We start from the raw sequence: 25,685 nt of genomic DNA on the forward strand, positions 1-25,685 counted from the left end.
TTAAGAAGAAAAGGTTTTAACCTTAGATAACTAGCCAAAAAGCTAGTTATCTCTAAATTTACTTATTGATTTAAAATTTGATTTTTACTCTTACATAAATTCTGCCAATTTGAAGCACTTTTGATTTCAAGACATTGTTTTAAACTTTCTTTTTCAGCTTGTATATTTTGCATTCTTTCATAAGTTAAGGCTTGGATATATAAAGCTCTTGCTCTATCTTCATCTGAAAGTTTTAATTTAAGTAAATCTGTTAAAACAGCTAAACTTTCTTCATTTTTATTGATTTTAGTCAAAGCATCAAGATATATAAATTCTAAATTAGGACTAAAAAGATTTATACCTTTAAAATTTTGATAGTCAATGGCCTTAGGTGCGTAAGTTAAAATAGTTGTTTGCATATTATGATCATTAGCGTAAGAAAGTAAAGCATCATAAGCTTCCACCATACTAAAATTCATTGGAAAACTTTCTAAAATTTGCAAAATTTTAATGGCTTGATTATAGTCATTTAAACGCAATAAAGATAAAAATTGCAAATAATAAGCCTTAAAATTCTCATCATCACTTTTTAAAATTCTAGAATTAGCTATGTCTTTAGAAATTTTAATCACCTGAGGATATTGTTTATTGTCAAAAAGAATAGATGCTTTTTGAAGACCATAAAATATAGAATCTTCATTATAATTTTTATCTATATAATCAAGTGCTTGTTCAACATTAGAAGTTCTGATAAGACAAGCTAACATTTGTTTTTTATTCTCAATTTTCTGACCTATATCATAAGCACTAAAACGCATAAAAATATTTGCAGCATTGATACAATTATCAGCTTTTATGGCATTTTTTAAATCATTAATGGCTGCTTTCTCTAAAAATTGAGTAGCATTTGGAATTTTTTTACTTTCTATAAGATCTTTATAAGCTAAAATGGCACTAAAATTTCCCTCTTTATAATAAAGTGCAACATCTTCATCTAAAGCTTTATTTGCAATATTCTCATCTTTATTTGCATATTGCTTCATTAAATCTGTATAACGCTGATGCAAAAAGCTTGCATTATTATCACCTAAAGCAAAGAATACCTCATCACTTGCTTTTTTAATTTCATCTAAATACTTACCATCTAAATAATCATCCATATACAAATCAAGGTATTTTTTAGCATCACTAGATCTGTTAGCATGTGATAAAACCAAGGCTAAATCTTTTAAAGTTTCTTCATAACTTGGATCAAGTTTGGACATTTTAGCAAAGGCATCTTCATAAATACTTGCACTTATATCAAATTGTCCTTTTTGATTAAATAATTTAGCAAGTTCTAAAGATCTTGGAATATCTTTTCCAAAATATTCAGGATTGGCTTTTAAAATGGTATTAATATATTCTATAGCTTTATTTACTTGCTCATTTAAAAGCAAATTCTTTGCCAAACTCATAGCTGCTCTTGCAGCTAAATCTAAATTTTTTGTATTAAAATAAGTATTTTCATAAATATTTACAGCTTTTTCTTTTTCATTTAAATTATAAATATAGTCTGCATAATCAAGTTTTGATAACTGAGTAAAATAATTATTAGGTTGTTCATTATCCAAAATCGACATTGTATACTCTACATCAGCACGCTGAGCTAAAGCGATATAAGTTCTTAACATTATATGTAAAACTTCTGAAAAATTTTTATCACTTGTAAAAGTACGCGTCCAATTTTTAGCATCATCAATCATCTTTTCTAAAATTTGTTGATCACGCATACTTGGATCTTGAGTGTAAAGTTTATTTTGAGCTCTTAATTTATAAAGTATAAATTCACTAGTAAAAATACTGCCACGATATCTATTGATAGCATTTTGTGCATCAATCACCACTTGATTGTAATTAGCCTTATCGTATTCTTTTTTGATGCGTAAATAAGTATTGATATCTGCACTTTGAGGAATAACAACAGGATCAGAATTTAAATCCAAAGCTCCAACATAAGGCAAACTCTCATGTGGAAAATTGATATTAAAATCGAGTCCATCATAGTCTTTAATAGGTGCTAGTTCTGGTGTAAAAATAAAAGTAAAAGCCTTACTTTTATGCGAACTTGATGAACTGAGTTCTTTATCTATATAAATATTTTGAGAAGTGTCAAACATTCTTGCTTGTATTTTTGGCAAAATGATCATTTTAATTTTTTGAGCTTCTTGTATAAATTTTAAATCAAAAGCAGAAAAACTCTGATCTTTTAATTTATTATCAACCATACCTACAATATCACATTCAAAATGAACTTTTGCTTCGGTAATAAATTTTTGACATGTAAATTCTAAATCATTACTCGCATGTAAAACTGCAAAAGCTTGATTATTTTCGCGACCCGTGTTTAAAACAAGCTCAAAAGCAAAAGCATTTAAAAAACTTAATAAAATTAAAAATAATATTCTCATAAAATAATTATAGCAAAACTCTTATAACATTAACAATATAGCAAAAGTGCTTACACAAACACAAAAAGCTAAAATAAAATTTTGTATAAAACTAAACTTAATATTATAAACCCTATCATTTTTCATAAATAAAACATGAATTAAAATCTTTAAATACGCATAAAGCATAATAACAGAAGATAAAGCCACAAAAAGCGCCAAATACCAATATCCATTTAAAATTACTGTATTTAAAATCATAAATTTACCCCAAAATACTCCAAAAGGCGGAATACCTGCTAAAGAAAGCACACTAATGCTTAAACAAAAAGCAATTAAAGGTTTTTTAACCAAAAGCCCATTTAAACTCTCATAAGAATTATTCTCATAATTACTTAAAATCATAAATACAGCATAATTTGCAAAAGCAAATAAAGTCCAATATCCAAAAATAGCAAGCAAAATTCCATCAAAATTTTGTTCTTTTAATAAAGGAATGCAAGCTATCAAAACCAAAGAAGAATGCACTACAGAACTATAAGCAAACATTTTTTTGATATTGTTTTGACTTAGAGCCGCAAAAGCGCCTATAAGCATAGAAAAAATCGCTAGAACTATTATGATATATTCAAAACCTGTATTATTTAAAAAATCAAACAAACGAATAACCACAACCAACATGGCAACTTTTGGCACAACTGAAATAAAAGCAACCAAATTTGTATGTGCTGCATAATACACATCTTTAAGCCAAAAATGAAAAGGTGCCAAAGAAAGCTTGATTGCACAAAGAACAAAAATCATCACTCCAGCACCCAAAAGCATGGGATCTTTTTGAAACTCATTTTTTAACGCTAAATTAGCAGATAAATCTAAAGTTCCTGTTTTTAAATAAATAAAAGCTACAGCCATAACAAAAAACCCAGCTCCTACAGCCGCTATACTAAAGTATTTTATCGCACTTGAAATAGCATTATCACTTCCACGCATTGCTATTAAAGTATAAAGCGCTAAAGAAGAACTTTCAAGTCCTATAAAAATAAGTACTAAATTTGAGCTTGAAACCATCAAAAGCAAAGATGCAATCATAAATAAAAATAAAGCATAAAATTCACCTTGATTTTCTTCTTTTTGCATTAAAAGATATAAAAATGAAAAACACAAAATCACCAAAGAAGCATAAAATGAAACAATATCATTATTTAAAGTAGCCAAAAAAGCTTTTGCTTCTAAACCTTGAGCATTTGCATTATTTAAAATCAAAAAAGCACTTACAATCAAAGACAAAGAACTTATGCCGATATAAAACGATCGATGAAATTTCCAAAAACCAGAGCAAAGCAAAAGAACTATTGCAGTTGTAATTAAAAATAAAAATGGATAAGATAAGCTTATATTTAAAAGTTCTAAATTTAAAAAATTATTTAACATTTGCCTCTCCTATTTTAGATAAAAAATCTAAAGTATTTTGCTCAACAGCTCTAATATTCATTGTTTTTATAAGATTATCCACATCTTTTTGTATCGGCTTTAAAAGTATATTTGGCATAAGCCCTAGTCCAAAAATCATTACTACAATGCACACAAGCGCTACTATTTCTCTAAAACGTAAAGAAAAACCCTCTATAAAGCTTTGTTTTTGCATGAAAAATATTTTTCTAAATACTGCGAACATATAAATCGCTCCTAAAATAATCACCAAACCTGCCAACAAAGCGTAAAATAAATTAATCTTTGCTATACCTAAAAGAATTAAAAACTCTCCCACAAAAGAAACAGTTAAAGGCAAAGAAACACTCGCAAGTAAAATGAGCATAAAGAAAATTGAAAATAAAGGTGCTTTTTTGGCTAAAGAATGGTAAAAAGAAATATCATAAGTATGATATCTTTGGTATAAAAGTTCAACCATTAAAAATAAAGCTCCCGTTACAATACCATGTGCAAACATATAAAAAACCGCACCACTAATACCCAAAGCATTTAAAGAAAAAATTCCCAAAATCATCACACCAAGATGTGAAATAGAACTATAAGCAATCAATTCTTTAATATTTTCTGCTCTATAAGCAATTAAAGCATTATAAACGATACTTACTATACATAAAGCTACAATTAAAGGCATAAAATACACACTCGCATCTGGAAAAAGTGGTAAACAAAAAAGTAAAAATCCAAAAGGAGCCATTTTAAAAACTACAAGCATTACAGAAACAAGTACAGGCGAATTTGCATAAACCTTAGGTGCCCAAGTATGAAGTGGAAATAAAGGAGCTTTGATAGCAAAAGCGATAAAAAATGCTCCAAAAAGTAAAAGTTGCTCTGTAAAATTTACTGCTGAGGCATTATTTTTCCAAATTTCCAAGTCAAAAGTGAAGATATTTAAAAGCTGATAATTTAAATAAGCTTGATAAATCAATGCTACAAGCATTAAAATTGAACCCGCAAAAGCATAGATAAAAAATTTCACCCCTGCTCTAAAATCTTTACCATAAACCCCCATAATATAAAGCAAAGGCAAAAGAGAAAATTCCCAAAAAACATAAAACAACAAACCATCTTTTGCGCTAAAAAGTCCCATAATAGCAAATTCTAAAAAGAATATACAAGATATAAGCGCTTTTTGTTCTAGTTTCAAAAATAAAAAGCTTAAAAATATCATCAAAGAACTTAAAAGCATCAATACAAGTGCAATACTGTCTACTCCTACATGAAAGCTAAAAAATTTCAAAATTTTAAAAGAGAGATTATAATCAAAGCTTACCCCTTGTAAAAAATCCGCAAAAATATCCAAATTTAAAGCCAAAATCATAAAACTTACAACAACGCTAAAAACCTTAACGCCTCCGCGATTTAATAGCAAAACCACAAAAGCAGAAATTAAAGGAAAAAATATCAAATAATTTAGCATTTTACACCATCCATACTAAAATCAACAAAATCACAAAAGCTGCCACCAAAAACCTAAGCATTAAGTTTAAGCTGTTTGGCATAATCATTTTTTGTGAAATATTTTGAGAATACAAAGCAATTTTTTCAACTATTCTATCAAAAATATAAAGATCACAATGCTTTAAAATCGCACATAAGCTTTCATATTTTGAAACGATAAATTGATGATAGAATTGAGGAATAAAATAATCATTACTTAAAAGTTTATGAATTTTATTTTCTTCAATACTTTCCTTAAACCAAGAATTTTTATAAGCAAAAATAGCCAAAATTGCACCCAAAATAGCTGCTACACTCGCACAAATCATTACAATTTGATTTTGCGCATCAATAAAAACTAATTTTGTGCTTAAATATTCAAAAAAACTATGTTCGAAAAATCCTGCAATAATAGCTAAAACCATCAAAGGACTCATAGCCAAAAGTGCGATTTTACTTGCTTCATGTGGATGTTCATCATGTCTTGCAGGGGTAAAAAATACCAACATTAAAAGTCTAAAGCTATAAAATGCTGTTAAAAAAGCTGCGATTAAGAGCACTAAAAAAATACCATGGTGAAAAGAAATGAAAGAATATCCCAAAATCAAATCTTTAGAGAAAAATCCTGCAAAAGGATAAATTCCTGCTAAAGCTAAAGATCCTATACACATTAAAATAGCTGTAATTTTTAAAGGTTTAAAAAGTCCACCCATTTTTTTAATGTCTAATTTATCATTCATAGCATGCATTACATTTCCAGCGCCTAAGAAAAGTAAAGATTTAAAAAAAGCATGCGTAGCTAAGTGAAATAAAGCTATACCATAAGCCCCAAGTCCTGCAGCCACAAACATATATCCAAGTTGCGATAAGGTAGAGTAAGCAATAATGCGTTTTAAATCCCTAACCACCAAAGCCATAGAGGCTGCAAAAATCGCTACAAAAGCTCCGAGTAAGGCAATAATATAAGAAACTTCAGGAACTAAATCATAAAGCGTACTCGCACGAATTACCAAATAAACCCCCGCTGTTACCATGGTTGCTGCATGGATTAATGCAGAAACAGGAGTTGGCCCTGCCATAGCATCAGCAAGCCAAGTGTGAAAAGGAAATTGTGCAGATTTTCCCATAGCCCCTATAAATAAACAAGTTGCGATTAAGATCAAAGCATTGTGATCTAGGCTTTGTGCCATGGAAAAAACTTCATCATATTTTAAAGTTCCTGCTTGCAAATAAAGCCAAAAAATTCCTAAAAGCATACCCAAATCCGCAATACGATTCATAATAAAAGCTTCATTAGCCGCAAAAGAATAAGTATCATTTTTATACCAAAAACCTATGAGCAACCAAGAGCAAAGCCCAACGCCTTCCCAACCTACGAAAAGTCCTAAAAAATTATCACTCATGACTAAAAAAAGCATAGAAAAGACAAAAAGCCCCAAATAAGCAAAAAATTTATTAAAACCTTCATCATGAGCCATATAAAAAATACTATAAAAATGCACACAAGTGGCTACAATACCTACAATACTCATCATAGTAAGCGAAATAGCATCTATATCAAAACCAAAATTTACTCCAGCAAACCATTCAAACAAACTCACATTAAAAGCTTCATTGCAAAAAAGCAAATACAAAGAACAAAAAGTACTCAAAGCTACTAGAAGTGAACAAAATATCCCTACGAATTGTTTTTTCTCACTCAAAGCAAAACAACTTGCAAACAAAAAAGCTACAAAGGGACTAAAAAGAGAAATCAAAGCCAAATTTTGCATACTAAGCCTCCACTTCTTTTAAGCTTTTTAATTCCAAAGTGCCTTTTCTTCTATACCAAAGCACACACAAAGCTATACCAACAGCTACTTCACAAGCCGCTACACCCATGATAAAAAGCGCAAAAACCTGTCCATTTAAATCATTGTGCATTTTAGAAGCTGCTACTAAAGCTAAATTAGCACTATTTAATAAAATTTCACTCGAAATAAAAAGCATAATGAGATTTTGTCTTTTTAAAATCCCTACAAGCCCTATGACAAACATTAAAATAGCTATAAAAAAATACTTTTCTATCATTGTTTTTCCTTTGTAAGCTCTTTATGAGTAAGAGTAATAGCACAAACTAAAGCGATCAAAAGCAAAATAGCTATAAACTCAAAAGCTAAAAGATATTTTGAAAAAATCGCTAAAGCCAGTTGTTTATTAAAATCAAACAAAGCAGGATCATTTAAAGGCAAATCCGTGCTGATATTTTGGTATTTAAAACCTATAAGCATAGTCAAAAGTAAAATCGCACTTAAAACCACCAAAGTAAAAAAACTTTTTTTAGCTTTAAGTTGTTCTTTAAATTCTTTAGAAGCATCAAAAAACATCATCGCAAAACTATAAAGTCCAAGTACAGCTCCACTATAAACAATAATTTGTATCACGCCTAAAAACTCTGCATCAAGCAAAAAATAAAATCCCGATAAAAACACCATTCCACCCGCTAAAGCCGAAAGAGAATAAAGCATATTTTTACTTAAAACCGCGATGCCAAAAAAGCCTAAAACCACTACACTAAAAAATAAAAAAGCCAAATTTTCTATCATTTATTTTCTCCTTGCTCTTGTGTGTTTTGATTTTCTAAGGCTCTTTCTTGCATCACATCATAATAATTTGGTGTTTTTTTAACCCACAAATTTGCATCCTTTCTAAGACTTCCTGCTCCTTCAAATTCAACTTGATTTTTAAGCTTATCAATAGGAGTTAAAAAATCTTGCTTATAACCAAAATAAGACCTTTGCTCGGCTGCATTTTCATACTCTATTCCATGTACTATAGCAAGTTCAGGACAAACCTCAGCACAAAAACCACAATAAATACAACGCCCTAAATTAATACTATAATTTCCTACTTTTTTACGCCCATTTTCATCTAAAGAAGTTTCCATTCTAATACAATTGCTAATGCAAATTTTTTCGCAAAGCCCACAACCTATACATCTTTCATTTTCGCTTTCTATAAAACGCATCAAACGATGAACAGCACGGTAACGATTGTCAAGCTTTACCTTTTCAAAAGGATATTTAATCGTAGCGCTATTATTTCTCTTAAGTAATTCTCTCATCATCACAAAAAGCCCTACAAAAAGCTCTAGTTTAACGCTTCTACGCAAAGCTTGTGAAATTTTCTCCCAAGTGCTAACAGGAGTTTTTCTTTTCTCATCTACTAAATAATAATTTTTCATATCAAACTCCTATAAAAGAACTGTCAAAGCAGTGATTAAAAGGTTTAAAACAGCTAAAGGGATTAAGATCAAATAGCACATTTTCATCACTTGATCTGGACGCAATTGCGGAAAAGCAGCTCTTGCCCAAAAATACCAAAAGAAAATAAAACTTGATTTTACTATCATCATAATCCAACCAGGAATAATCCAAAAGCTATTAAAACCCCCTAAAAACAAAAGAGTGACCAAAATAGCTCCAGCTATCATAGAAGTATATTCACCTATGAAAAACATACCCCATCTTAAACCCGAATACTCCGTTCCATAACCCGCTACAATTTCAGCATCATTTTCCGTCAAACAAAGCGGAGTTCTATTAGTCTCTATAAATAAAGCAATTATAAAAAGCACAAAAGCCAAAGGTTGTTTAAAAATAAGCCAAGAAAAAAATCCATCGCTTTGATAATTGTTAATATCCACCAAAGAAAAAGAACCTACAAGCATTATAATAGCAATCAAAGCTAAAGCTCCTACGCTTTCATAGGAAATAATCGCTACAAGCCCTCTTGCAGCCCCTAAAATCGACCATTTATTATTACTTGCAAGTCCACCCAAAAACACCGCATAAAAGCAAAGTCCTGAAGTACCGATGACAAAAAGCAAAGCTACATTGATATCTGCCACTATAGGCTGAATAACCCTTCCAAATAAAGTAAATTCAGGTAGCATAGGAATAGCTGCTAAAGAAATAAAAGCACAAATAGCAGAAATCAAAGGTGCTATAGCAAAAATAAATTTTTGCGAATTTGAAGGGATTATATCTTCTTTAGTAAAAAGCTTTATCATATCAGCTACAAGTTGAATAAGCCCAAAAGGCCCTACCATATCAGGCCCTATGCGTCTTTGAAAATAAGCTAAAACCTTTCTTTCAGCATAAGTTGCAAGACCTGCTAAACTCGCAAATATTGCAATGATAATAATACATTTAATCAAAGTCTCTAAAACAAAAAAAGCAAAATCACTCATGGTTTGCTCCTAATTTTTCTAAATTCGCCACAATAAATCTTTCATCGAAAAAGCTTAGCGTGTCAAGTTTTTCATCAAAATACGGCAAGAAAGCTCCATTTTTTATATCCTTATCCACACGCACACTAAGGCTTAATTCTTTATCTTTTATTTTAAGTTTTACAAGATCTTTATCTTTTAAATTTTTCTCTTTAGCTAAATTTTCACTTACACCTAAAAAAATCACCTCATTAATTGCACTAGCACGATTTGAAAATCTACCAAATTGATAGCTAGGATTAGCACTATAAAGCAAAATTTCATCTTCTTTTAGGTTTAAATTTTCAAAATTTGGAGAGATGAATTCTTTTTTAGCAACTTGTTTGAAACATTCTAAATTAAGCTCATATCCCCTTTTACAATCGCCTGCATTGGTATAAAAATTGTCTAAATGATCAAAATCAATCGGAGAAAAACCTTTATTTATAGGGAGTCTCTTAGTATAATTTATAGTATATTCCTCATCAAAACCTAAAGCATTAGCCAAATCATTTAAAAAATATCCCTTAAATTCTAAAGCAGCATTAGTTGGTACCACTCTTTTATCATAATTTAAAAAAGTTCCTTCTTGCTGATTTAAACTCGCACTAGCTAAATTTGCATGCTCTTCATAAGAAAAACTAAAATCACCTTTTTCATTGTAGCCTAAAGTCTTGCCTTCTTGTGTATTGTTATCCAAATCACAAATCATAGCCACACCTAAGGTATTAGTATGCGTAGGATTTAAAAAGACTTTAAAAGGAGTAGTATTTTGGATCAAAGCAAGTAATTTAGCAAGTTTTTTCGCATTTTTATGAAAATAAAAATCACTCCCTATAACAAGAGTAAAATTTGCTTTTTTAAGCAATAAATCTTCTAATTTATCTTCATCTATGCCTAAATTTTTAGCAAAAACAGAGCGTTGTACTTCTATGTTGTTTTTCACTTTCTTAGGCACGACTTTTTTTACTTCTTTTTGAATTTCATTGCCTTCTTCATCTTTTTCTATGACTTGTTCTACAACTTCTTCGTTGATACTTTCTTCTATTTCTTTATTTTCACTAACAAAAAACTCTGCTAAATGAGTTTTGATACCTTCATCTTGGCTAAATTTTTGAAGTAAAAAATATAAAATTTGCTCTTCATCGCCACTTTTATGAATGTGCGAGATAAAATTTTTAGAATATTTTGCTATACCCATATCTTCCATAGGATGAAAATAAAGCCCTGAGCCTTTATTCATCACTAAAGCATTATTGATTTTATAGCTAAGCGTTGGAGCATCATATCTTAAAAGCATTCCAGCTACAACCAAAAAATCACTTTTTGTTATATCTTGAGTATTAGCGCTATAAAACTCACCAGAATTAGCGATAAATTCTTGTAAAAATTCTTTAAATTTCAAAGCTTCTTCATTGATCAAAGAAAGATTAAATTTCTTTTTTAAATTTTGTAAAATCAAAGCTTCTTCATTGGTAATAAAACTATTAAATTTAATGTTTTTAATTTCATTTTTCTCAAAAAGTTCCACAAGTTCTTTAAAGGCTTTTTCATCTTTATCCGCCTCATTTTGCGTATCAAAAGCAAATCTTGCAGCCTTATTTAAACTTGCAAAGGCAAAATCATTACTCACACGATAAATTTTTTCTTTTTGATTGCTAATGCCGCTTTGCTTAATATCATAATACATCAACTCACAATCGCTTGAATGCGGATTTGAAGCAGGGATTCTTTTAAGTTCCCAAATATTTGAAGTGTATTGAAATTTCGAACCTATTAAAGCTCCTGTTGGGCATACGCTTGTACATTCTCCACAAAATGAACAATCAAGCGTGTCGCCATTTGTAGGGCCTATCAAACTTTTTTGAAATTTAGTCCAAATCGCATAAGCATCTTTTCCCATGCTCTCTTTAAAGCTATTATCCACACTATCTCCGCCACGAGGAACAGTCTTTAAAGCACTTTCTCCGATTTTATCCTTACAAACTGTAATACAACGCTCACACACTATGCAAAGTGCGGGATCGTAATTAATCATTCCCCAATGTTTATGCGGTTTATGCGTGTCTTTAATCCAATATTTTTGAACATTTACACGACTTTTATGAGTGAAATTTTGCAATTCACACTCGCCTGATTTATCACAAACTCCACATTCTAAAGGATGATTGATACAATAAGCTTGCATGATCTCATTTCTTTCATCCCAAAGATTTTGTAAATCACTTTCTACAACCATGCCCTCTTTTGCTTTAGTATTGCAAGAATATACCTTTTTACCATCAGCTTCAACCATACACATACGACAAGCCAAAGTAGGACTACAGCCCGAAAGATAGCAAATCGCTGGGATAAAAATATCATTTCTTCTTGCTATATTTAAAATATATTCGCCTTCTTCAAAGGCGCAATCTATACCATTAATCTTAACTGTCATTTTGCTTCCTTTATGCGAATTGGAGTAAAATCAAAGCCATTGTTTTCATAATTTAAAAAAGCTATAGTGCCTTGTAAATTTTCATCTAAACAAAGCTTGGTTTTAAGACTAAAATCTTTAGCCAAAATTTCAACTTCACTTTGATCTTTGCATTTTGCAATTTGTAAAAATTGCTTTGAACAATGTAAATTTTTATCTTGCAAATTTGCTCTAAAAAGCACTAACCCGTCATAATTATCGAGTTCTTTTAGGGTGTTTAATTTTGCCTTTTTAAAATCGCATTCTTCTTCATCGCTATCTAAAATCTTTAATCCATATTTTACACTTAGGAAATTCAAAAAATATTTGATATTTTCACTATCTTTATAAGAATGGATATTTTTATCTATAATTAAATACTTAGTCTCTTTTAAAAAAGCAAGCACTTCGCCTGCTTCTTCCTCTCCAAAACAAGATTCAGCACTTAAATATCCCTCATCTAAATCGCAAAATTGTCCTTCATCGCTTAATTTACAAAGCAAGGCCAAAACAAAACTCAAACTTGCAATTTCGCATTTGTAAAATTTAGCTTTTAAGTTTTTATCTTCCAAACAAGAAATATTAATACTATTTACACTTATTTTTTCACATAAATTTTTGTTTTTAAGGCTTGGCATATCTAAAAAACAAAGAGCATTATCATAAATCATACTCTCTCCTTTTTTATAACAATAGTCCAATCGACTTGATTAAATTTCAAAGAATTTAAAAGCTCACAGCCTTGTTCTTTTACAAAAGAAAAACTTTTTTCAACAGGAGAAAAATCGCCGATTTCAAAAAGCACCACTAAAACCTCACCTTGTTTTGCTTCTTTTATGATTTGTGCTAAATCTTCAAAAAGCTCTTTGCTTTTTCTTAAATCTACCCTTCTCATCGATCTATCTCACCTAAAACTATATTTACATTACCCATAATGGCTACAACATCAGCTAAATAAGTACCTACAAGCATTTCTTCAAAAAACGCACAATGCCAATAACTAGGCGTTCTAGCCTTTAAACGATAAGGTCTTCCTGTACCATCACTATGGATAAAAAAGCCAAGCTCACCTTTTGGACTTTCAGTAGGCACATAAACTTCGCCTTTAGGGGGTTTTAAACCTTGAGTGATTAAAACAAAATGCTGCATTAAAGAATAATTCTGCGTTAAAATTTGTTCCTTTGAAGCACTTACATACTCAGGATGCATAGCTAAAATTTCAGGTGGAGTATCTTTATAAAGCATGGCACATTGTCTAAGGATTTTCAAACTTTCACGAAATTCTTGCATATAAACTTTATATCTTGCATAAGAATCCCCTTGCGTAGCATAAGGCACGCCAAATTCGACTTCATTATAAAGCAAATAAGGCTCTTCTTTGCGTATATCGTATTTTATGCCACTTCCTCTTAGCATCACACCCGTACAACCCCAATTTAAAGCTTGTTCTTTAGTAACTACACCTACATTTTCAGTTCTTAAACGCCAAATTCTATTATCATCTAAAAGATCTTCATAATCTTTTAAATCATTTGGAAATTTATCGCAAAATGCAAGCATTTCTTCTAAATAATTCTCAGGTAAATCAAGCATAACCCCGCCTATTCTCATAGAAGAATGCGTAAGCCTTGCACCACAATACTTTTCTATCAAATCCAAAACATATTCTCGTTCTCTAAAGCAGTATAAAAACACACTCATCGCACCAATATCAAGCGCATGAGTGGCAAGCCAAAGCAAATGCGATGTGATACGGTTTAATTCTAAAAGTATCATGCGTATCACTGCGGCACGGCGTGGAATCTCTAAACCACAAAGCTTTTCAACTGCTGCACAATAAGCATAATTATTCGCTGAAGCAGCGATATAGTCCATTCTATCAGTAGTAGGAATAAATTCTTGATAAATCATATTTTCAGCCATTTTTTCCATACCACGATGCATATAACCTATACAAGGACGCGCTTTTACAACTTGCTCTCCATCGAGTTCTAAAATAAGACGCAAATTTCCATGCGCTGAAGGATGTTGAGGGCCTAAGTTGATAATCATTTTTGAGTCTTCTTGCTCAAAAGCTATATTTTCATAATAAGGTTTTAACTTGCTAGGAATTTGCATTTTAACGCCTTTTCTCTAAAATTTTTGCTTCATCACGTTTTACTTTTTTTACAAAAGCCACACCTTCATCTTCTTGATATTCTTGTTTAAAGGAAATTTCCTTCTTTTGACCACCTTTTGGCACTTCATGATAAAGTCTTGCAAAATTTAGCGTATCTTTATCATCAGCAAAACCAGAATCTCTTTGTTCTTCGCCCACTACTTCACGATATTCTTTGCCAAAAATTTTATCAATCTCATACCATCTTGCAAACTCATCGCCCTTTAAAGGATAAGTTTTTAAAAGCGGATGTCCAAACCAATCATCAGGCATTAAAATGCGTTTTAAATTGGGATGATTTATGATGAAAATTCCAAACATATCATAAATTTCTCTCTCACTCCAATTTGCTCCTTTAAAAATATGAGCCACGCTTTGCAAACGCTCTTTTACGCCTACAAAAGTTTTTATTCTCACTCTTAATCTTTTTTCTAAATTTAAAAGCTGATAAAACACTTCAAAACCATTTTTATCTGCTACAAAATCAATAGCACTTGCCTCTGTAAAACTTAAATACCCTAAAGTTTTAAGCATTTGCAAGGTTTTAACATTGTCTTCTTTTTTAATTTCTATTACCCAAAAATCAAGCTCTACAAAGGAATTTAAAATTTCTACTTGGGTTTTTAAAACTTCAAAATCCTCTTTAAAAACACTTTCATTAACATCAGATTTTACAGTGTGTGGCGCGTGATAAAATCTATCTTTGTAATAATTTTGAGTTTGAGCATTTTTTTTATCGCTATACTTTCTCATTATACCAACCTTTTAGGTGCGATTTTACGACTTGCTTTTTCTTTGCGGATCTTTTTTTGCAAAATCATCAAAGCAAACTGAAAACTTTCGGGGCGTGGAGCACAGCCTGGCACATAAATATCTACAGGTATAATTCTATCCACTCCTTGAACCGTAGAATAAGTATTAAACATACCGCCTGTATTGGCACAACTTCCCATAGAAATCACCCATTTAGGATCAGGCATTTGATCATAAAGTCTTCTTGTAAATTCAGCATGCTTTTTACATAAAGTTCCTGCAATAATCATTACTTCACTATGGCGTGGCGAAGCTCTAAAAATCGTTCCAAATCTATCAAAATCATATCTTGAACCCCCAGCCGCCATCATCTCAATCGCACAACAGGCAAGTCCATAAGATAAAGCCCATAAAGAATTACTCCTACCCCATTGAACTAGTTTATCAACACTAGTTAAAACTACGGGTAAACCACTTGCATAATTTATTTGATGCTCTGCCATGCAAACGCTCCTTTTTTATAAGCATATAAAAATCCAACTCCTAAAAGTACGATAAAAACAAAAACTTCTAAAAGTCCAAACCAACCTAAATCTTTAAAAATCAATGCCCAAGGAAACAAAAACACAACTTCTATATCCAAAAGTATGAAGATTAAGGCGATGATGAAAAATTGAGAGTTAATCTTGTTAGCTTGTTTAACAGGAATAGGACCACATTCATAAATTCCAAGTCCTAATTTTTTACGATTTTTTGCGGCAAAATTATTACCGATTTTTGAAGCTAAAAAAACCAGTCCAAAAAAAATAACACTAGCAAGTACTAGCATTAAAAAAATACCAAAATAAGGATGCGAAGCATCTATATGAGACATTTATTCTCCTTTTTTAAAGCACTTTAATCACTCCACAACAAAAATTAAATTTACACTTTTCTTTATTTTACTCTAAATTTTCTATATTGAAACTTATATTAAAAATATTTTTTAAAGTTTTAATTTTTTATGATTAAATTTATAAAAAAGATCACTTTGATGGCTTATAAATATATAAGAAATATTATTTTTTTGCTGATAGTCATATAAAAAAGTTAAAATTTCTTTAGAAGTTTTAATATCAAGCGCTGAAGTAATTTCATCTAAAATCAACAATTTAGGATTTAAAACCAAAGCACGGATAAGACCTACACGCGTGGCTTCTCCTCCGCTTAACTCATAGGGCTTTTGTTCTAAAATTTGTTTTTTTAGACTAAAAAAATCAAAAAATTCTAAAATCAAGTTATCATTCTTTTGTAAATTAAAATTTTCCAAACCATCTTGTATAAGATTTCTGATTTTTTTATAAGGGTTTAAAGCCATTTTTTGATCTTGAAAGCAATACTGAATTTGCTTTCTTAAAAGTCTTTGTTTGTTTTTATCAAGCTTGTGCAAGTTAAGATTTTCATACCATACCTCACCTTCACTTGGATCTTCTAAAAAACAAAGAATTCTAGCTAATGTGCTTTTACCTGCACCACTTTTACCTAAAATTATTAAATTGTCATTTTCATTTAAAGAAAAATTGACATTATCAAAAATAATATGTCTTTCTTTTTTTAAATACCAATGCTTTTTAAGCTCATAAAACTTACTTAAATTACAAACTTTAAGCATTATAATACCTTAAAAACTCATCTAAGCTATATAAATTTGAACTATTTTTTTCTAGCATAAGAATTTCATCTGCTAAAGAATTTACCAAATTTAAATCATGAGTGATACAAACTAAGGCTGCAGTATTTTTTAATTCTTCTAAAATCGATATGATCTTTGAAGCGTTTTCTTTATCCAAAGAAGCTGTGATTTCATCACAAATTAAAATTTGGGGTTGATTTAATAATGCCAAAGCTAGGCTCACCCTTCTTGCCATACCCAAACTTAATTCATTAGCATAAGAATGCCACAAACGATCAAGATTTTCAAATCCTAATTTTTGAAAATAAGAAAAAGCGTAATCTTTTCTTTCTTTTTGTTTTAATTTTGTATGAGTTTTTAAAACAAGATGACATAAATTTCCAATATCCAAATAAGGATAAAGACTAAGCTCTGCATCTTGCAAAACAAGTGCCACCTTAGAACGAAAATTTCTAAGCTCTTCTTTGTTAAAATTAAAAATACAAGAATTATGAAAACTTAATTCATCAAAACTTATTGTGAAATTAGAATCTAAAAGTCTTACCAAAGCTTTTCCCAACAAACTTTTACCCACTCCACTTTGTCCTAGTATCATTAAAGTTTTGCCTGTTTTTATATCCAAATTAATATCCTTAAGCAATAAATTATTCTTCAAACTGATATTTAAATTTCTTACCTTCAAGATCTTATACCCCAAATTTTTTGTAAAAAATTACCCAACCATAAAAGAGGTAAAAACAACAAAAGCAAGCTTAAAAGTGGAAAAAGTATCATCCACCAAGCACCTATAAAAACTGCGTTTGAAGACTCACTCAAAAGAGTACCTAAAGTTGGAATTTCAAATCCTAAATCCAGTCCAAAAAAACTCAAAGTAGCTTCTGTGGCTATAGCATGAACGATATTAAATATAAAAAGTGTAAAAATCAGTGTTTTTAAAGCAGGTATTAAATCTTTAAAAAAAGCTCTAAATTTAGTTCTTCCAAGCACTATATTTGCTTTGTAAAAATCTAAATTTTCAAGTCTTTTTAATTCACTTTCTATAATTCTTGCTATGAAACACCAATGAATTAAAGCGATTAAAAAAATCATCAAAAACACATCAGAAGTTATCATACTTTGAAAAAACATCATAAGTAAAAAAGCAGGCAAGGCTAAAAAAAACTCTAAAATACGCATCCAAAAAACATAAAAAAAACATCGCGCTAAAAACAAATAGCACAAAGCAAAGATAATAGACAATAAAGATCCACCAACACCTATAATCAAAGAATTTCTCAAAGCAAAAAGCAAACGAGAAAACAAATCTCTGCCTAAAAAATCAGTCCCTAAAATATAAGTAAAATTAGGAGCTTGATGCAAATTTTCTAAATGAGTGCTTAAAATATCAAAAGGAGCCAAAAAAGGTGCAAACAAGGCGCATAAAAACAAAAAAATTAAAGGCGCAAAAATGATAAGAAATTTAAACAAAATCAAGCCTTCTTAATCTAGGATTTAAAATCCTAGCTACAATATCACTTAAAAATGTAAAAAATGCTGCAAGCAAAACGCTAAAAAATATAAGTGCAAGTGCAACAGGATAATCTTTAAAAATAATACTTTTAAAAAGCAAAGACCCAAGCCCCTCATAAGCAAAAACACTCTCAACCACATAAGTTCCCATCATAAAACTTAAAGCACTGCCTCCAAAATAAGCTATAATAGGGCTTAAAGAATATCTTAAAACCAAAAAATAAATATCTTTTTCCCTTAAGGCTCTAGCGTATAAATTTTGAATAAAAATTTGAGAAAAACTTTCATTGATAAAATTTCTAGCAATCCTTAAAAATAACGCCAAATGTGATAAAACGAGCACCAAAACAGGCAAAATCAAATGCTCTAAACGATTTAAAAAATCATCTTCAAAGCCTATATCACTACTTCCCATAACAGGCAAAATTTTCCAAAAAATTCCAAAAATCAAAACAAACAATAAAGCCAAAACAAAAGGAGGTAAAGCAAAAAAATTAAAAGCTAAAAAAGTGATGATTTTATCTATAAAACTTTCTTTATAATAATATCCCAAAAGTGCCAAAAAAACACTGAGTAAAAATAAAAGCATTAAGGCACTAAAACCCAAAATAAAAGTATTAAAAATTCTTTCTTTTATAAGCTTTAAAACACTTTCTCCACTTAAAAAAGAAACTCCTAAATCTCCTTTTAAAGCCTTAAAAAGCCAAATTTTATACTGCTCTAGCAAAGGCTTATCAAGCCCTAAATTTTGTTCTATTCTTTGAACAAATTCTTTACTTTGTGAATTAACTCCATTAGCATAAGCTATACTGCCTTTACTAAAATGAAGTAAAACAAAACATAAAAAAGTGCTAAAAAATGCTACGACAATACTAAAAACTAAGCGTTTTAGCACTATTTACTCCACTCATAAACATTCCAAGTAAAACCCACTCCGTGATGACCTAAAGTCCTTGCTTTGATACCTTTTAAATCTTTATTATAAACTAAAGCAAAATCAAGATAGGCTAAAAAAATAAAAGGAGGATTTTCATACAAAGCATCTATAAAATCTTTATAATATTTTTTTCTCTCTTCTAAATTTGAAGTATTTCTTGCTTTTTGCAAGGCTATATCCACTTTTTTATCATGATAATGTCCAAAATTCCAACCCTCATCATTTAAAGCACTATCTTGCGAACTTTCAAATACCCTAAAAGTGTGAAAATCAGGATCTAAAGGACTTCCCCAGCCTATTAAAAAACTATCTACTTTAGAATAATCAAAACTTCCAGCAGGTTTAGCCACCACCTTGCTTACAACTCCTATTTTTCTAAATTCGCTTTGCAAAATTCCAGCCAAACTTACCCTTAAAGGATCATTACTCATCGCCCAAATTTCAAATTCTAAAATCTTGCCATCTTTTTCAAAAATACCCTCATCGTTTTTCTTAAAACCTAAAGCCAAAATCAAATCTTGGGCTTTTTTAGGATTGTATTCATAAGTTTTAAAAGCTTTAGAATCCGCCCAAGAACGCTCTAAAGGATGATTGGCTACAAAACCATAATCATGCAAAAGATTTTTGACTATACTTTGCTTATCAATAGCATAATTTAAAGCCTTTCTTATTTGAATATCTTTTAAAAATTCATTCTCTAAATTAAACATTAAAGCTCTATAATCAGCAGATCTTTCACGCAAAATTTTAAAATTTTCATCCTTTTTAAAAATATTCAATAAAGAAACATCAATCAAAGCCGCATCAATTTTGCCATTTTTAAGCTCTACGCTTGCAACCGAAGGATCAAAAATATGTTTGATGATAAGTCTTGGGGTTTTTACTTTTGTAAGATAAAAATTCTCATTAGCTTTAAACTCTACATATTCGCCCTTTTTCCATTTTACAAATTTATAAGGACCTGTGCCTATGGGATTTTGATTAAAAGAAGCAGTATTTAAGTCTTTATCACTAAGTAAATGTTTAGGAAGCATTCCTATACTTAAAGCATCTAAAAATGCAGGAAAAGGTTTAGAAAGCGTGATTTTAAGATGATAAGGATTTAAAATTTCTATACTTTTAATATCTTCAAAATTCACATAAATAGAAGAATTATTTTTAGGATTTTTAAAAGCTTCAAGACTGAATTTAACATCATCGGCACTAAATTTCACTCCATCGTGCCACAAAACATCTTCACGCAAAAAGATATCATAGCTAAGTCCATCCTTGCTAACATTCCACGACGCAGCTAAATCAGGCTTTAAGCTCATATGCTCATCAAAACGCGTAAGTCCTGAAAATACAAGATTAATCACTGCATCATGATCCTCGCTATAAGCAGGATTTATCCTTGCGATTTCATTTTCAACTGCTATAATAAGTGTATCTTTTGGAATTTTAGCCTCAAGATTGAAAAACAATAAAAATAGTAAAACAAACCATCTAAGCACTTGTAACTCCTCAAATTTAAAATTTTAAAGAATTATAAAATAAAAAATAAGAAGCCACAAGCTCTATGGGGGGATAATTTGCTTTAAATTATGGAGTTTTATTTATCAATTAAATTGCTTCACTGCATTCATCCAATAAATACGCTATATGCTGCCAAGATATACCCGTAGCATCGCTTAATCCTATCTCGCAAGTGCTTGATGTACTAAACCCGCGCTTAATATTTGTTTTGGCATAAAATTTTTTAAAGCCCTTTGTAGCACTAATATTTAATTGAGGCTTGAAAAAGCCCTTGTATCCAGCAAACCCACAACAATAGGTATCATTATCTATTAATACTTTTCCATTCGTACATAGCTTTGTAAGCTTAATTATATTTTCATTTAAACCAAGCTTTCTAGCAGCACACATGATATATAATCCTACATTCTCATTGATTTTATCAATGCGTAACTTGGGAGCAATAAATTTTAATAAATACTCGCTTAAATCATAAATTTCATACTTTGAATGATCACTAATTAACTTAGCACTACAAGCACTATGATCTAACACTATGGGTGAGTCTATATTGCTTAAAAAGTCATTGATTTTTTGTATATTTTTATCTTGAATATCTTGAAAATTCTCATAAGCCTTACCACAACATAAATCATTGGGTGCATAAATAATGCCTATATTTGCTTTTTTACACAAGCTTTCAAATACTTCTTGCAAACTTCTTTTATCATGCATTTTTTCATTTGGTTTAAAGCTTTTATTAAGACAGCTTGTAAAATAAACCACATTGCAAACTCTTTTATGACTTTTTAGCTCATAATCATTCACCTTAGGCAAATACGCCCTAGTTCTTGGTATAATGCTAAGAAAATTGCTTGCTTTTTCAAGCTTATTATCAAGACTTAAATTATCAAATTTATTTGCGATACTTAATGAAAATTTAGCAATTTTTAGAGTTTTTTCATGATTTTTATATGCTAGATTTCCTAAAATTTTAGATATAAATCCTATATTATTTTTTCTATATTTTAATGAAAAATCAGCAAAATTAATCCCCAAAGGACATGAAAAAGAGCACACCCCACAAGCAGCACAAGAGCTGTCTACTAAATGATTGTAATATTTTTTAATATCCTTTAATTTTGCTTTTGACTCATCATCATTTAAGCTTTCAAGGCGTTTAATCTCTCGTAAGATCGCAATTCTTTGTCTTGGAGTAATTGTATATTCATTTGATGGACAAAATCTTTCGCAAAATCCACATTCCATACAGGTATTTAATTTCTCATCAATCCAACTGACTTGTTTGATATTTTTCTTATAAATATCTTTATCATCGCTAATGATTACATCGGGATTAAATAAACTATCCTTATCAAAGATACTTTTGATTTTTTTATTGATCAAATAAGCTTGCTTACCCCACTCTACCTCCACAAAAGGTGCCACCATACGCCCTGTGCCGTGTTCAGCTTTTATACTTCCACCATAAGAAGCTACTATATTAGACATTTCTTTAACTAGATTTGAAAAATTATCAAATTCAAGCTTATTGTTTAAATCCGGTGTGATAATAAAATGGATATTGCCTGCTAATGCATGGCCAAAAATGATTCCATTATCACCAAAGCCATATTTATAAAACAATTCTTGAATGCTTTTAATTCCATCAGCTAAATCCTCGATATTAAAACACACATCTTCAGTAATTACCGTTGAACCTGCCTTTCTAAGACTAGCTGCTATAGGCAAGAGTGCTTTTCTAATCTTCCACCATAAATCATATTCGGCCTTATTCTTGCTAAAATATGACTTATAAGCCAGTTTGGAAATTTCTTTTATTTTATTTATATTTTCATCAAGCTTAAGCTCATTACTATGCTCACTTTGGATCAATACACAAGTGTTACCCTCTTTAATATCAGCTAAAATATCTCTTAACTCATCATAATTTGATGCAGCTTTTAAACTTGCATAGTCCATTATTTCAGCAGAACTTACAAAATCAACTTTAGCAAATTCTTTTATAGTGTTTGCAGCATTATTGATATTATCAAAAAACAATAAAGCACAGGCCTTAAATTCCAAATCATCCAAAACAGCAAGCTTAACTTCGCTTACAAATCCCAAAGTTCCTTCAGAGCCAATAAGCAAGTGTGCTAAAATATCTATTTCATCATCATAATCAACAAAGGCATTAAGGCTATAACCTGTAGTGTTTTTGATTTTAAATTTTTTGATTATTAAATCTTTTAATTCTTTATTGGCATTAATCTCTTCTTTGATCTCTCTAAGTTCATTAATTAATTTTTTATTTTCATCTTTAAATCGAGCCACACTTAAAGCATCGCTGGTATCAAGCATACTACCATTTGCCAAAATCACCCTAATACTTCTTAAGGTTTTATAGCTATTATCCTTAGTTCCACAGCACATTCCGCTTGAATTGTTATTTATAATCCCTCCAATTAAAGCTGAATTTATAGTAGCTGGATCAGGTCCTATTTTTTTCTTCAAAAAAGCAAGACTTTCATTAGCATGAATGCCTACTACACCGCATCCTAAAGTAATTTCGTTAGCGTCTTTGTTAATTTTTATTTTTTTAAAGGCAAATTTAATCACTACAAGTACTCCATCACAAGAGCTTTGTCCACTTAAACTTGTACCTGCTGCTCTAAATGTTATAGGAGTTTTATAAGTATTTGCTAATTGAATAATTTGCTTAATTTCATCTTCATTTTTAGCAATAATCACTATTTTTGGAATATAAAAATAACACGACGCATCAATGCCATAAGCATAGCATCTAGCATAATCATTAAAAATTCTATCCTTAAAAATATACTTAGCCTCATTATAAAAAGCTTTAAAATTTGCCATAGTCCCTCTTTTTAATTTATTATCAATTATATAATTTAATAATTTAAAGATAATTTTAAATTTATATTTTTGAGCATAATTTTAACACAAGTCAATTTTTTTCTCCTTTTTAAGATATAAAATATCTCTTTTACAACAAAAAAGGAGAAACTATGACAAAAGAACAAATTCAAATCATCAAAGATTGTGTGCCTATTTTGCAAAAAAATGGAGAGGATTTAACCAATGAGTTTTATAAAATAATGTTTAATGATTATCCTGAGGTAAAACCTATGTTTAATATGGAAAAACAAATTTCAGGAGAACAACCAAAAGCTTTAGCGATGGCGATTTTAATGGCAGCCAAAAATATAGAAAATTTGGAAAATATGAGAAGCTTTGTTGATAAAGTTGCCATAACTCATGTTAATTTAGGAGTTAAAGAAGAGCATTATCCTATAGTTGGAGCTTGCCTTTTAAAGGCTATTAAAAATCTTTTAAATCCTGATGAAGCCACTCTTAAAGCTTGGGAAGTTGCTTATGGAAAAATTGCTGAATTTTATATCGATATAGAAAAAAAGCTCTATGATAAATAATATAAGCCCATTTTGGGCTTTAATCAAATTTTTCTACTAAATTTTTAGCTAATTCCTTTATATTCTCACCCTTTAATTCGCTGATTTCACCATTTTGAGCCAAGAAAATTCTATCAGCACTATCAAAATATGCATCATCATGTGTGATAGCAAAGATTGTTTTACCTTGCTCTTTTAGCAAAGGTAAAAGTTTTTTATAAAAAAATCTTCTAAAAACAGGATCTTGATCAGCCGCCCATTCATCAAGCACTAAAATATCCCTTTCTTCAAGCAAGGCTATAAGCATAGCTAAACGCTTTTTTTGCCCTGTAGAAAGTTTAGTTAAGGTCAGTTCATTATCTTTGACACTTGTTTTATTTTTAAGTTCTAAAAACTCCAACCAAAAAGCAGTTTTTTCTTCGCTTGCAAAATTTTCTTTATTTAAGGTTTTAGTAAAAAGATGAAAATCGCTAAAAACAGCAGAAATAAGAGATCTATACTCATCTAAATTTTTATCATCTATAAGCGTATCATCAACATAAATTCCGCCTTTGCTTGGCTTAAAAAGTCCTGTCAAAAGCATACAAAAAGTGGATTTACCACTTCCATTTTTACCTATTAAAAATACCAATTCACCTTTTTTAAGTTCTATATTTACAGGATTTAAGTGAAAATTTTCTTCATAAGCAAATTGAGTATTTCTAAAAGAAATTTTTTTCCATTCGCTAATATAATGTGTTTTTTTAAAACCTTCTATATAATCATCTAATTCCAATTTTGCGATCTTATCCAAAGCAATTTTTGCCAAAAGCAAAGTAGGAAAAGATCCTATCATAGATACTAAAGGGGTTCGTAAAAACAAAATAGAAAGAGCTATAGTTGTAGCATCTGCAACACTTGCCCATTCAAATTTTAAAGCTAAGTAAAACTCTACACCCACTAAAGCCAAAAGAGTTACATTTGTCCAGTTGTTTGAGAGATTGTTAAAAAGATTGCCTAAAGTACTATTTTTCTTTTTCAATCTTGCATTATTTTCAAATTCATCTTCATAGTAAAGTTTGGCTCTATCACGATTGATCAAAAGTTCTTTATGTCCATCTAGTATATTTTGGTAATTATTTTGCAAAGCATCATCATTTTCCCTTGCCTTTCTAAAATACTGATATACTTTCATCATCAAAAAATTATTAGTAATAAAAATAACCATAATCCATACCACACACAAAGCAAAAATTTGTGGTGAAAGATAACATAAATAAACACTAGTGCATAAAATCAATATACTTGATTGTAAAAAATCAGGCAATCTTAAAAGCCCAAAAGATATATTTCTCACATCACTTCCTAAAGAAGCTAAAATTCTAGCCTTACCTACTTTAGCCACTCTTAACAAAGGGGTATCTAATATCTGCTTTACTACACGCCTTTGCATTTTAAAAATAAAATTTTGTCCAAAAATACTAAGTCCAAGTTCAACTATGGTAGAACTTATAAAAAATATCAAAAGCAAAACAATAAAATAAAAAATAGGAATGTTTTGTGCATTTTTAAGCAAATAATCATTGATAAAAACAAGAGTTAAAACTCCAACAGCACTTGTAATAAAAGAAAAAAGCAAAAAAGAAATCAACTTTAATTTATTTTGTTTAAGTAATTCCATAATAAAAGGCATTTATAAACTCCAAAAT

At 30.1% G+C, this 25,685-nt stretch carries 23 protein-coding genes; 1 reads left to right on the top strand and 22 read right to left on the bottom strand.

Annotation, left to right across the window (positions count from 1 at the left end; translation table 11 throughout):
* Positions 1-62: 62 nt before the first annotated feature.
* The 21 genes from FBF10_RS00820 to FBF10_RS00920 all read right to left on the bottom strand — a co-directional run bounded on the left by FBF10_RS00820 (position 63) and on the right by FBF10_RS00920 (position 23,443).
* The gene (locus FBF10_RS00820) at positions 63-2,429 is read right to left on the bottom strand and encodes a hypothetical protein (protein WP_020247136.1); all 2,367 of its coding nucleotides are present in this window, start codon (positions 2,427-2,429) and stop codon (positions 63-65) included.
* Between the two features lie 21 nt (positions 2,430-2,450).
* Positions 2,451-3,839 carry an NADH-quinone oxidoreductase subunit N gene (locus tag FBF10_RS00825; RefSeq protein ID WP_020247137.1) on the bottom strand — a complete coding sequence of 463 codons (1,389 nt, stop codon included), beginning with the start codon at positions 3,837-3,839 and terminating at the stop codon, positions 2,451-2,453.
* A complete protein-coding gene (locus FBF10_RS00830; RefSeq protein WP_052789857.1) occupies positions 3,829-5,316 on the bottom strand; it encodes an NADH-quinone oxidoreductase subunit M in 1,488 nt (495 codons plus the stop codon). The genes FBF10_RS00825 and FBF10_RS00830 overlap by 11 nt, the downstream gene beginning before the upstream one ends.
* Position 5,317: 1 nt before the next feature.
* Positions 5,318-7,108, bottom strand: a complete 1,791-nt coding sequence (gene nuoL / locus FBF10_RS00835) for an NADH-quinone oxidoreductase subunit L (RefSeq protein WP_002918391.1) — start codon at positions 7,106-7,108, stop codon at positions 5,318-5,320.
* A 1-nt stretch (position 7,109) separates the two neighbouring features.
* On the bottom strand, positions 7,110-7,406 hold the full coding sequence (nuoK, locus tag FBF10_RS00840; protein ID WP_020247139.1) for an NADH-quinone oxidoreductase subunit NuoK: 297 nt from the start codon (positions 7,404-7,406) through the stop codon (positions 7,110-7,112).
* The gene (locus tag FBF10_RS00845) at positions 7,403-7,921 is read right to left on the bottom strand and encodes an NADH-quinone oxidoreductase subunit J (protein ID WP_002858922.1); all 519 of its coding nucleotides are present in this window, start codon (positions 7,919-7,921) and stop codon (positions 7,403-7,405) included. The genes nuoK and FBF10_RS00845 overlap by 4 nt, the downstream gene beginning before the upstream one ends.
* Entirely contained in the window at positions 7,918-8,559 is a 642-nt protein-coding gene (nuoI, locus tag FBF10_RS00850) for an NADH-quinone oxidoreductase subunit NuoI (RefSeq protein WP_002888214.1), read from the bottom strand. The genes FBF10_RS00845 and nuoI overlap by 4 nt, the downstream gene beginning before the upstream one ends.
* 9 nt (positions 8,560-8,568) lie before the next feature.
* On the bottom strand, positions 8,569-9,567 hold the full coding sequence (gene nuoH, locus FBF10_RS00855; protein ID WP_002888212.1) for an NADH-quinone oxidoreductase subunit NuoH: 999 nt from the start codon (positions 9,565-9,567) through the stop codon (positions 8,569-8,571).
* Positions 9,560-12,022 (bottom strand): NADH-quinone oxidoreductase subunit G, encoded by a 2,463-nt coding sequence (locus FBF10_RS00860; protein WP_002888210.1) that lies wholly within the window; start codon positions 12,020-12,022, stop codon positions 9,560-9,562. Before FBF10_RS00860 ends, nuoH begins: the two co-directional genes overlap by 8 nt.
* A complete protein-coding gene (locus FBF10_RS00865) occupies positions 12,019-12,711 on the bottom strand; it encodes a hypothetical protein (protein WP_020247140.1) in 693 nt (230 codons plus the stop codon). Before FBF10_RS00865 ends, FBF10_RS00860 begins: the two co-directional genes overlap by 4 nt.
* Positions 12,708-12,935 (bottom strand): NADH-ubiquinone oxidoreductase subunit E family protein, encoded by a 228-nt coding sequence (locus FBF10_RS00870; protein ID WP_002824979.1) that lies wholly within the window; start codon positions 12,933-12,935, stop codon positions 12,708-12,710. The genes FBF10_RS00865 and FBF10_RS00870 overlap by 4 nt, the downstream gene beginning before the upstream one ends.
* Complete coding sequence (gene nuoD, locus FBF10_RS00875) at positions 12,932-14,158, bottom strand: NADH dehydrogenase (quinone) subunit D (protein WP_002876090.1); 1,227 nt, start codon at positions 14,156-14,158, stop codon at positions 12,932-12,934. Before nuoD ends, FBF10_RS00870 begins: the two co-directional genes overlap by 4 nt.
* A 1-nt stretch (position 14,159) precedes the next feature.
* The gene (locus tag FBF10_RS00880) at positions 14,160-14,954 is read right to left on the bottom strand and encodes an NADH-quinone oxidoreductase subunit C (protein ID WP_072224518.1); all 795 of its coding nucleotides are present in this window, start codon (positions 14,952-14,954) and stop codon (positions 14,160-14,162) included.
* A complete protein-coding gene (locus FBF10_RS00885; RefSeq protein ID WP_002824974.1) occupies positions 14,951-15,454 on the bottom strand; it encodes an NADH-quinone oxidoreductase subunit B in 504 nt (167 codons plus the stop codon). Before FBF10_RS00885 ends, FBF10_RS00880 begins: the two co-directional genes overlap by 4 nt.
* Positions 15,436-15,825: an NAD(P)H-quinone oxidoreductase subunit 3 gene (locus tag FBF10_RS00890; RefSeq protein WP_002824972.1), complete on the bottom strand. Its 390-nt coding sequence runs from the start codon at positions 15,823-15,825 to the stop codon at positions 15,436-15,438. The genes FBF10_RS00885 and FBF10_RS00890 overlap by 19 nt, the downstream gene beginning before the upstream one ends.
* Before the next feature lie 111 nt (positions 15,826-15,936).
* Positions 15,937-16,602 (bottom strand): ATP-binding cassette domain-containing protein, encoded by a 666-nt coding sequence (locus FBF10_RS00895; protein ID WP_002867588.1) that lies wholly within the window; start codon positions 16,600-16,602, stop codon positions 15,937-15,939.
* On the bottom strand, positions 16,595-17,305 hold the full coding sequence (locus tag FBF10_RS00900) for an ATP-binding cassette domain-containing protein (RefSeq protein WP_011050003.1): 711 nt from the start codon (positions 17,303-17,305) through the stop codon (positions 16,595-16,597). The genes FBF10_RS00895 and FBF10_RS00900 overlap by 8 nt, the downstream gene beginning before the upstream one ends.
* Positions 17,302-18,096, bottom strand: a complete 795-nt coding sequence (locus FBF10_RS00905) for an ABC transporter permease (RefSeq protein ID WP_079263716.1) — start codon at positions 18,094-18,096, stop codon at positions 17,302-17,304. The genes FBF10_RS00900 and FBF10_RS00905 overlap by 4 nt, the downstream gene beginning before the upstream one ends.
* The gene (locus FBF10_RS00910) at positions 18,083-19,027 is read right to left on the bottom strand and encodes an ABC transporter permease (protein WP_002910158.1); all 945 of its coding nucleotides are present in this window, start codon (positions 19,025-19,027) and stop codon (positions 18,083-18,085) included. Before FBF10_RS00910 ends, FBF10_RS00905 begins: the two co-directional genes overlap by 14 nt.
* Positions 19,027-20,562, bottom strand: a complete 1,536-nt coding sequence (locus tag FBF10_RS00915) for an ABC transporter substrate-binding protein (protein ID WP_002888195.1) — start codon at positions 20,560-20,562, stop codon at positions 19,027-19,029. The genes FBF10_RS00910 and FBF10_RS00915 overlap by 1 nt, the downstream gene beginning before the upstream one ends.
* Positions 20,563-20,671: 109 nt before the next feature.
* Complete coding sequence (locus FBF10_RS00920) at positions 20,672-23,443, bottom strand: FAD-binding and (Fe-S)-binding domain-containing protein (RefSeq protein WP_002882837.1); 2,772 nt, start codon at positions 23,441-23,443, stop codon at positions 20,672-20,674.
* A 152-nt stretch (positions 23,444-23,595) separates the two neighbouring features.
* On the opposite strand from FBF10_RS00920, the gene cgb reads away from it, so the two are divergent.
* Positions 23,596-24,018 carry a single-domain globin Cgb gene (gene cgb, locus FBF10_RS00925; RefSeq protein WP_002862237.1) on the top strand — a complete coding sequence of 141 codons (423 nt, stop codon included), beginning with the start codon at positions 23,596-23,598 and terminating at the stop codon, positions 24,016-24,018.
* Between the two features lie 19 nt (positions 24,019-24,037).
* On the opposite strand, the gene FBF10_RS00930 is transcribed toward cgb, so the two are convergent.
* Positions 24,038-25,669 carry a multidrug ABC transporter permease/ATP-binding protein gene (locus FBF10_RS00930; protein ID WP_002888194.1) on the bottom strand — a complete coding sequence of 544 codons (1,632 nt, stop codon included), beginning with the start codon at positions 25,667-25,669 and terminating at the stop codon, positions 24,038-24,040.
* Positions 25,670-25,685: the final 16 nt, after the last annotated feature.

It is taken from the genome of Campylobacter sp. CFSAN093249 (assembly GCF_011067895.1).
Taxonomy (GTDB): Bacteria; Campylobacterota; Campylobacteria; order Campylobacterales; family Campylobacteraceae; genus Campylobacter_D; species Campylobacter_D jejuni.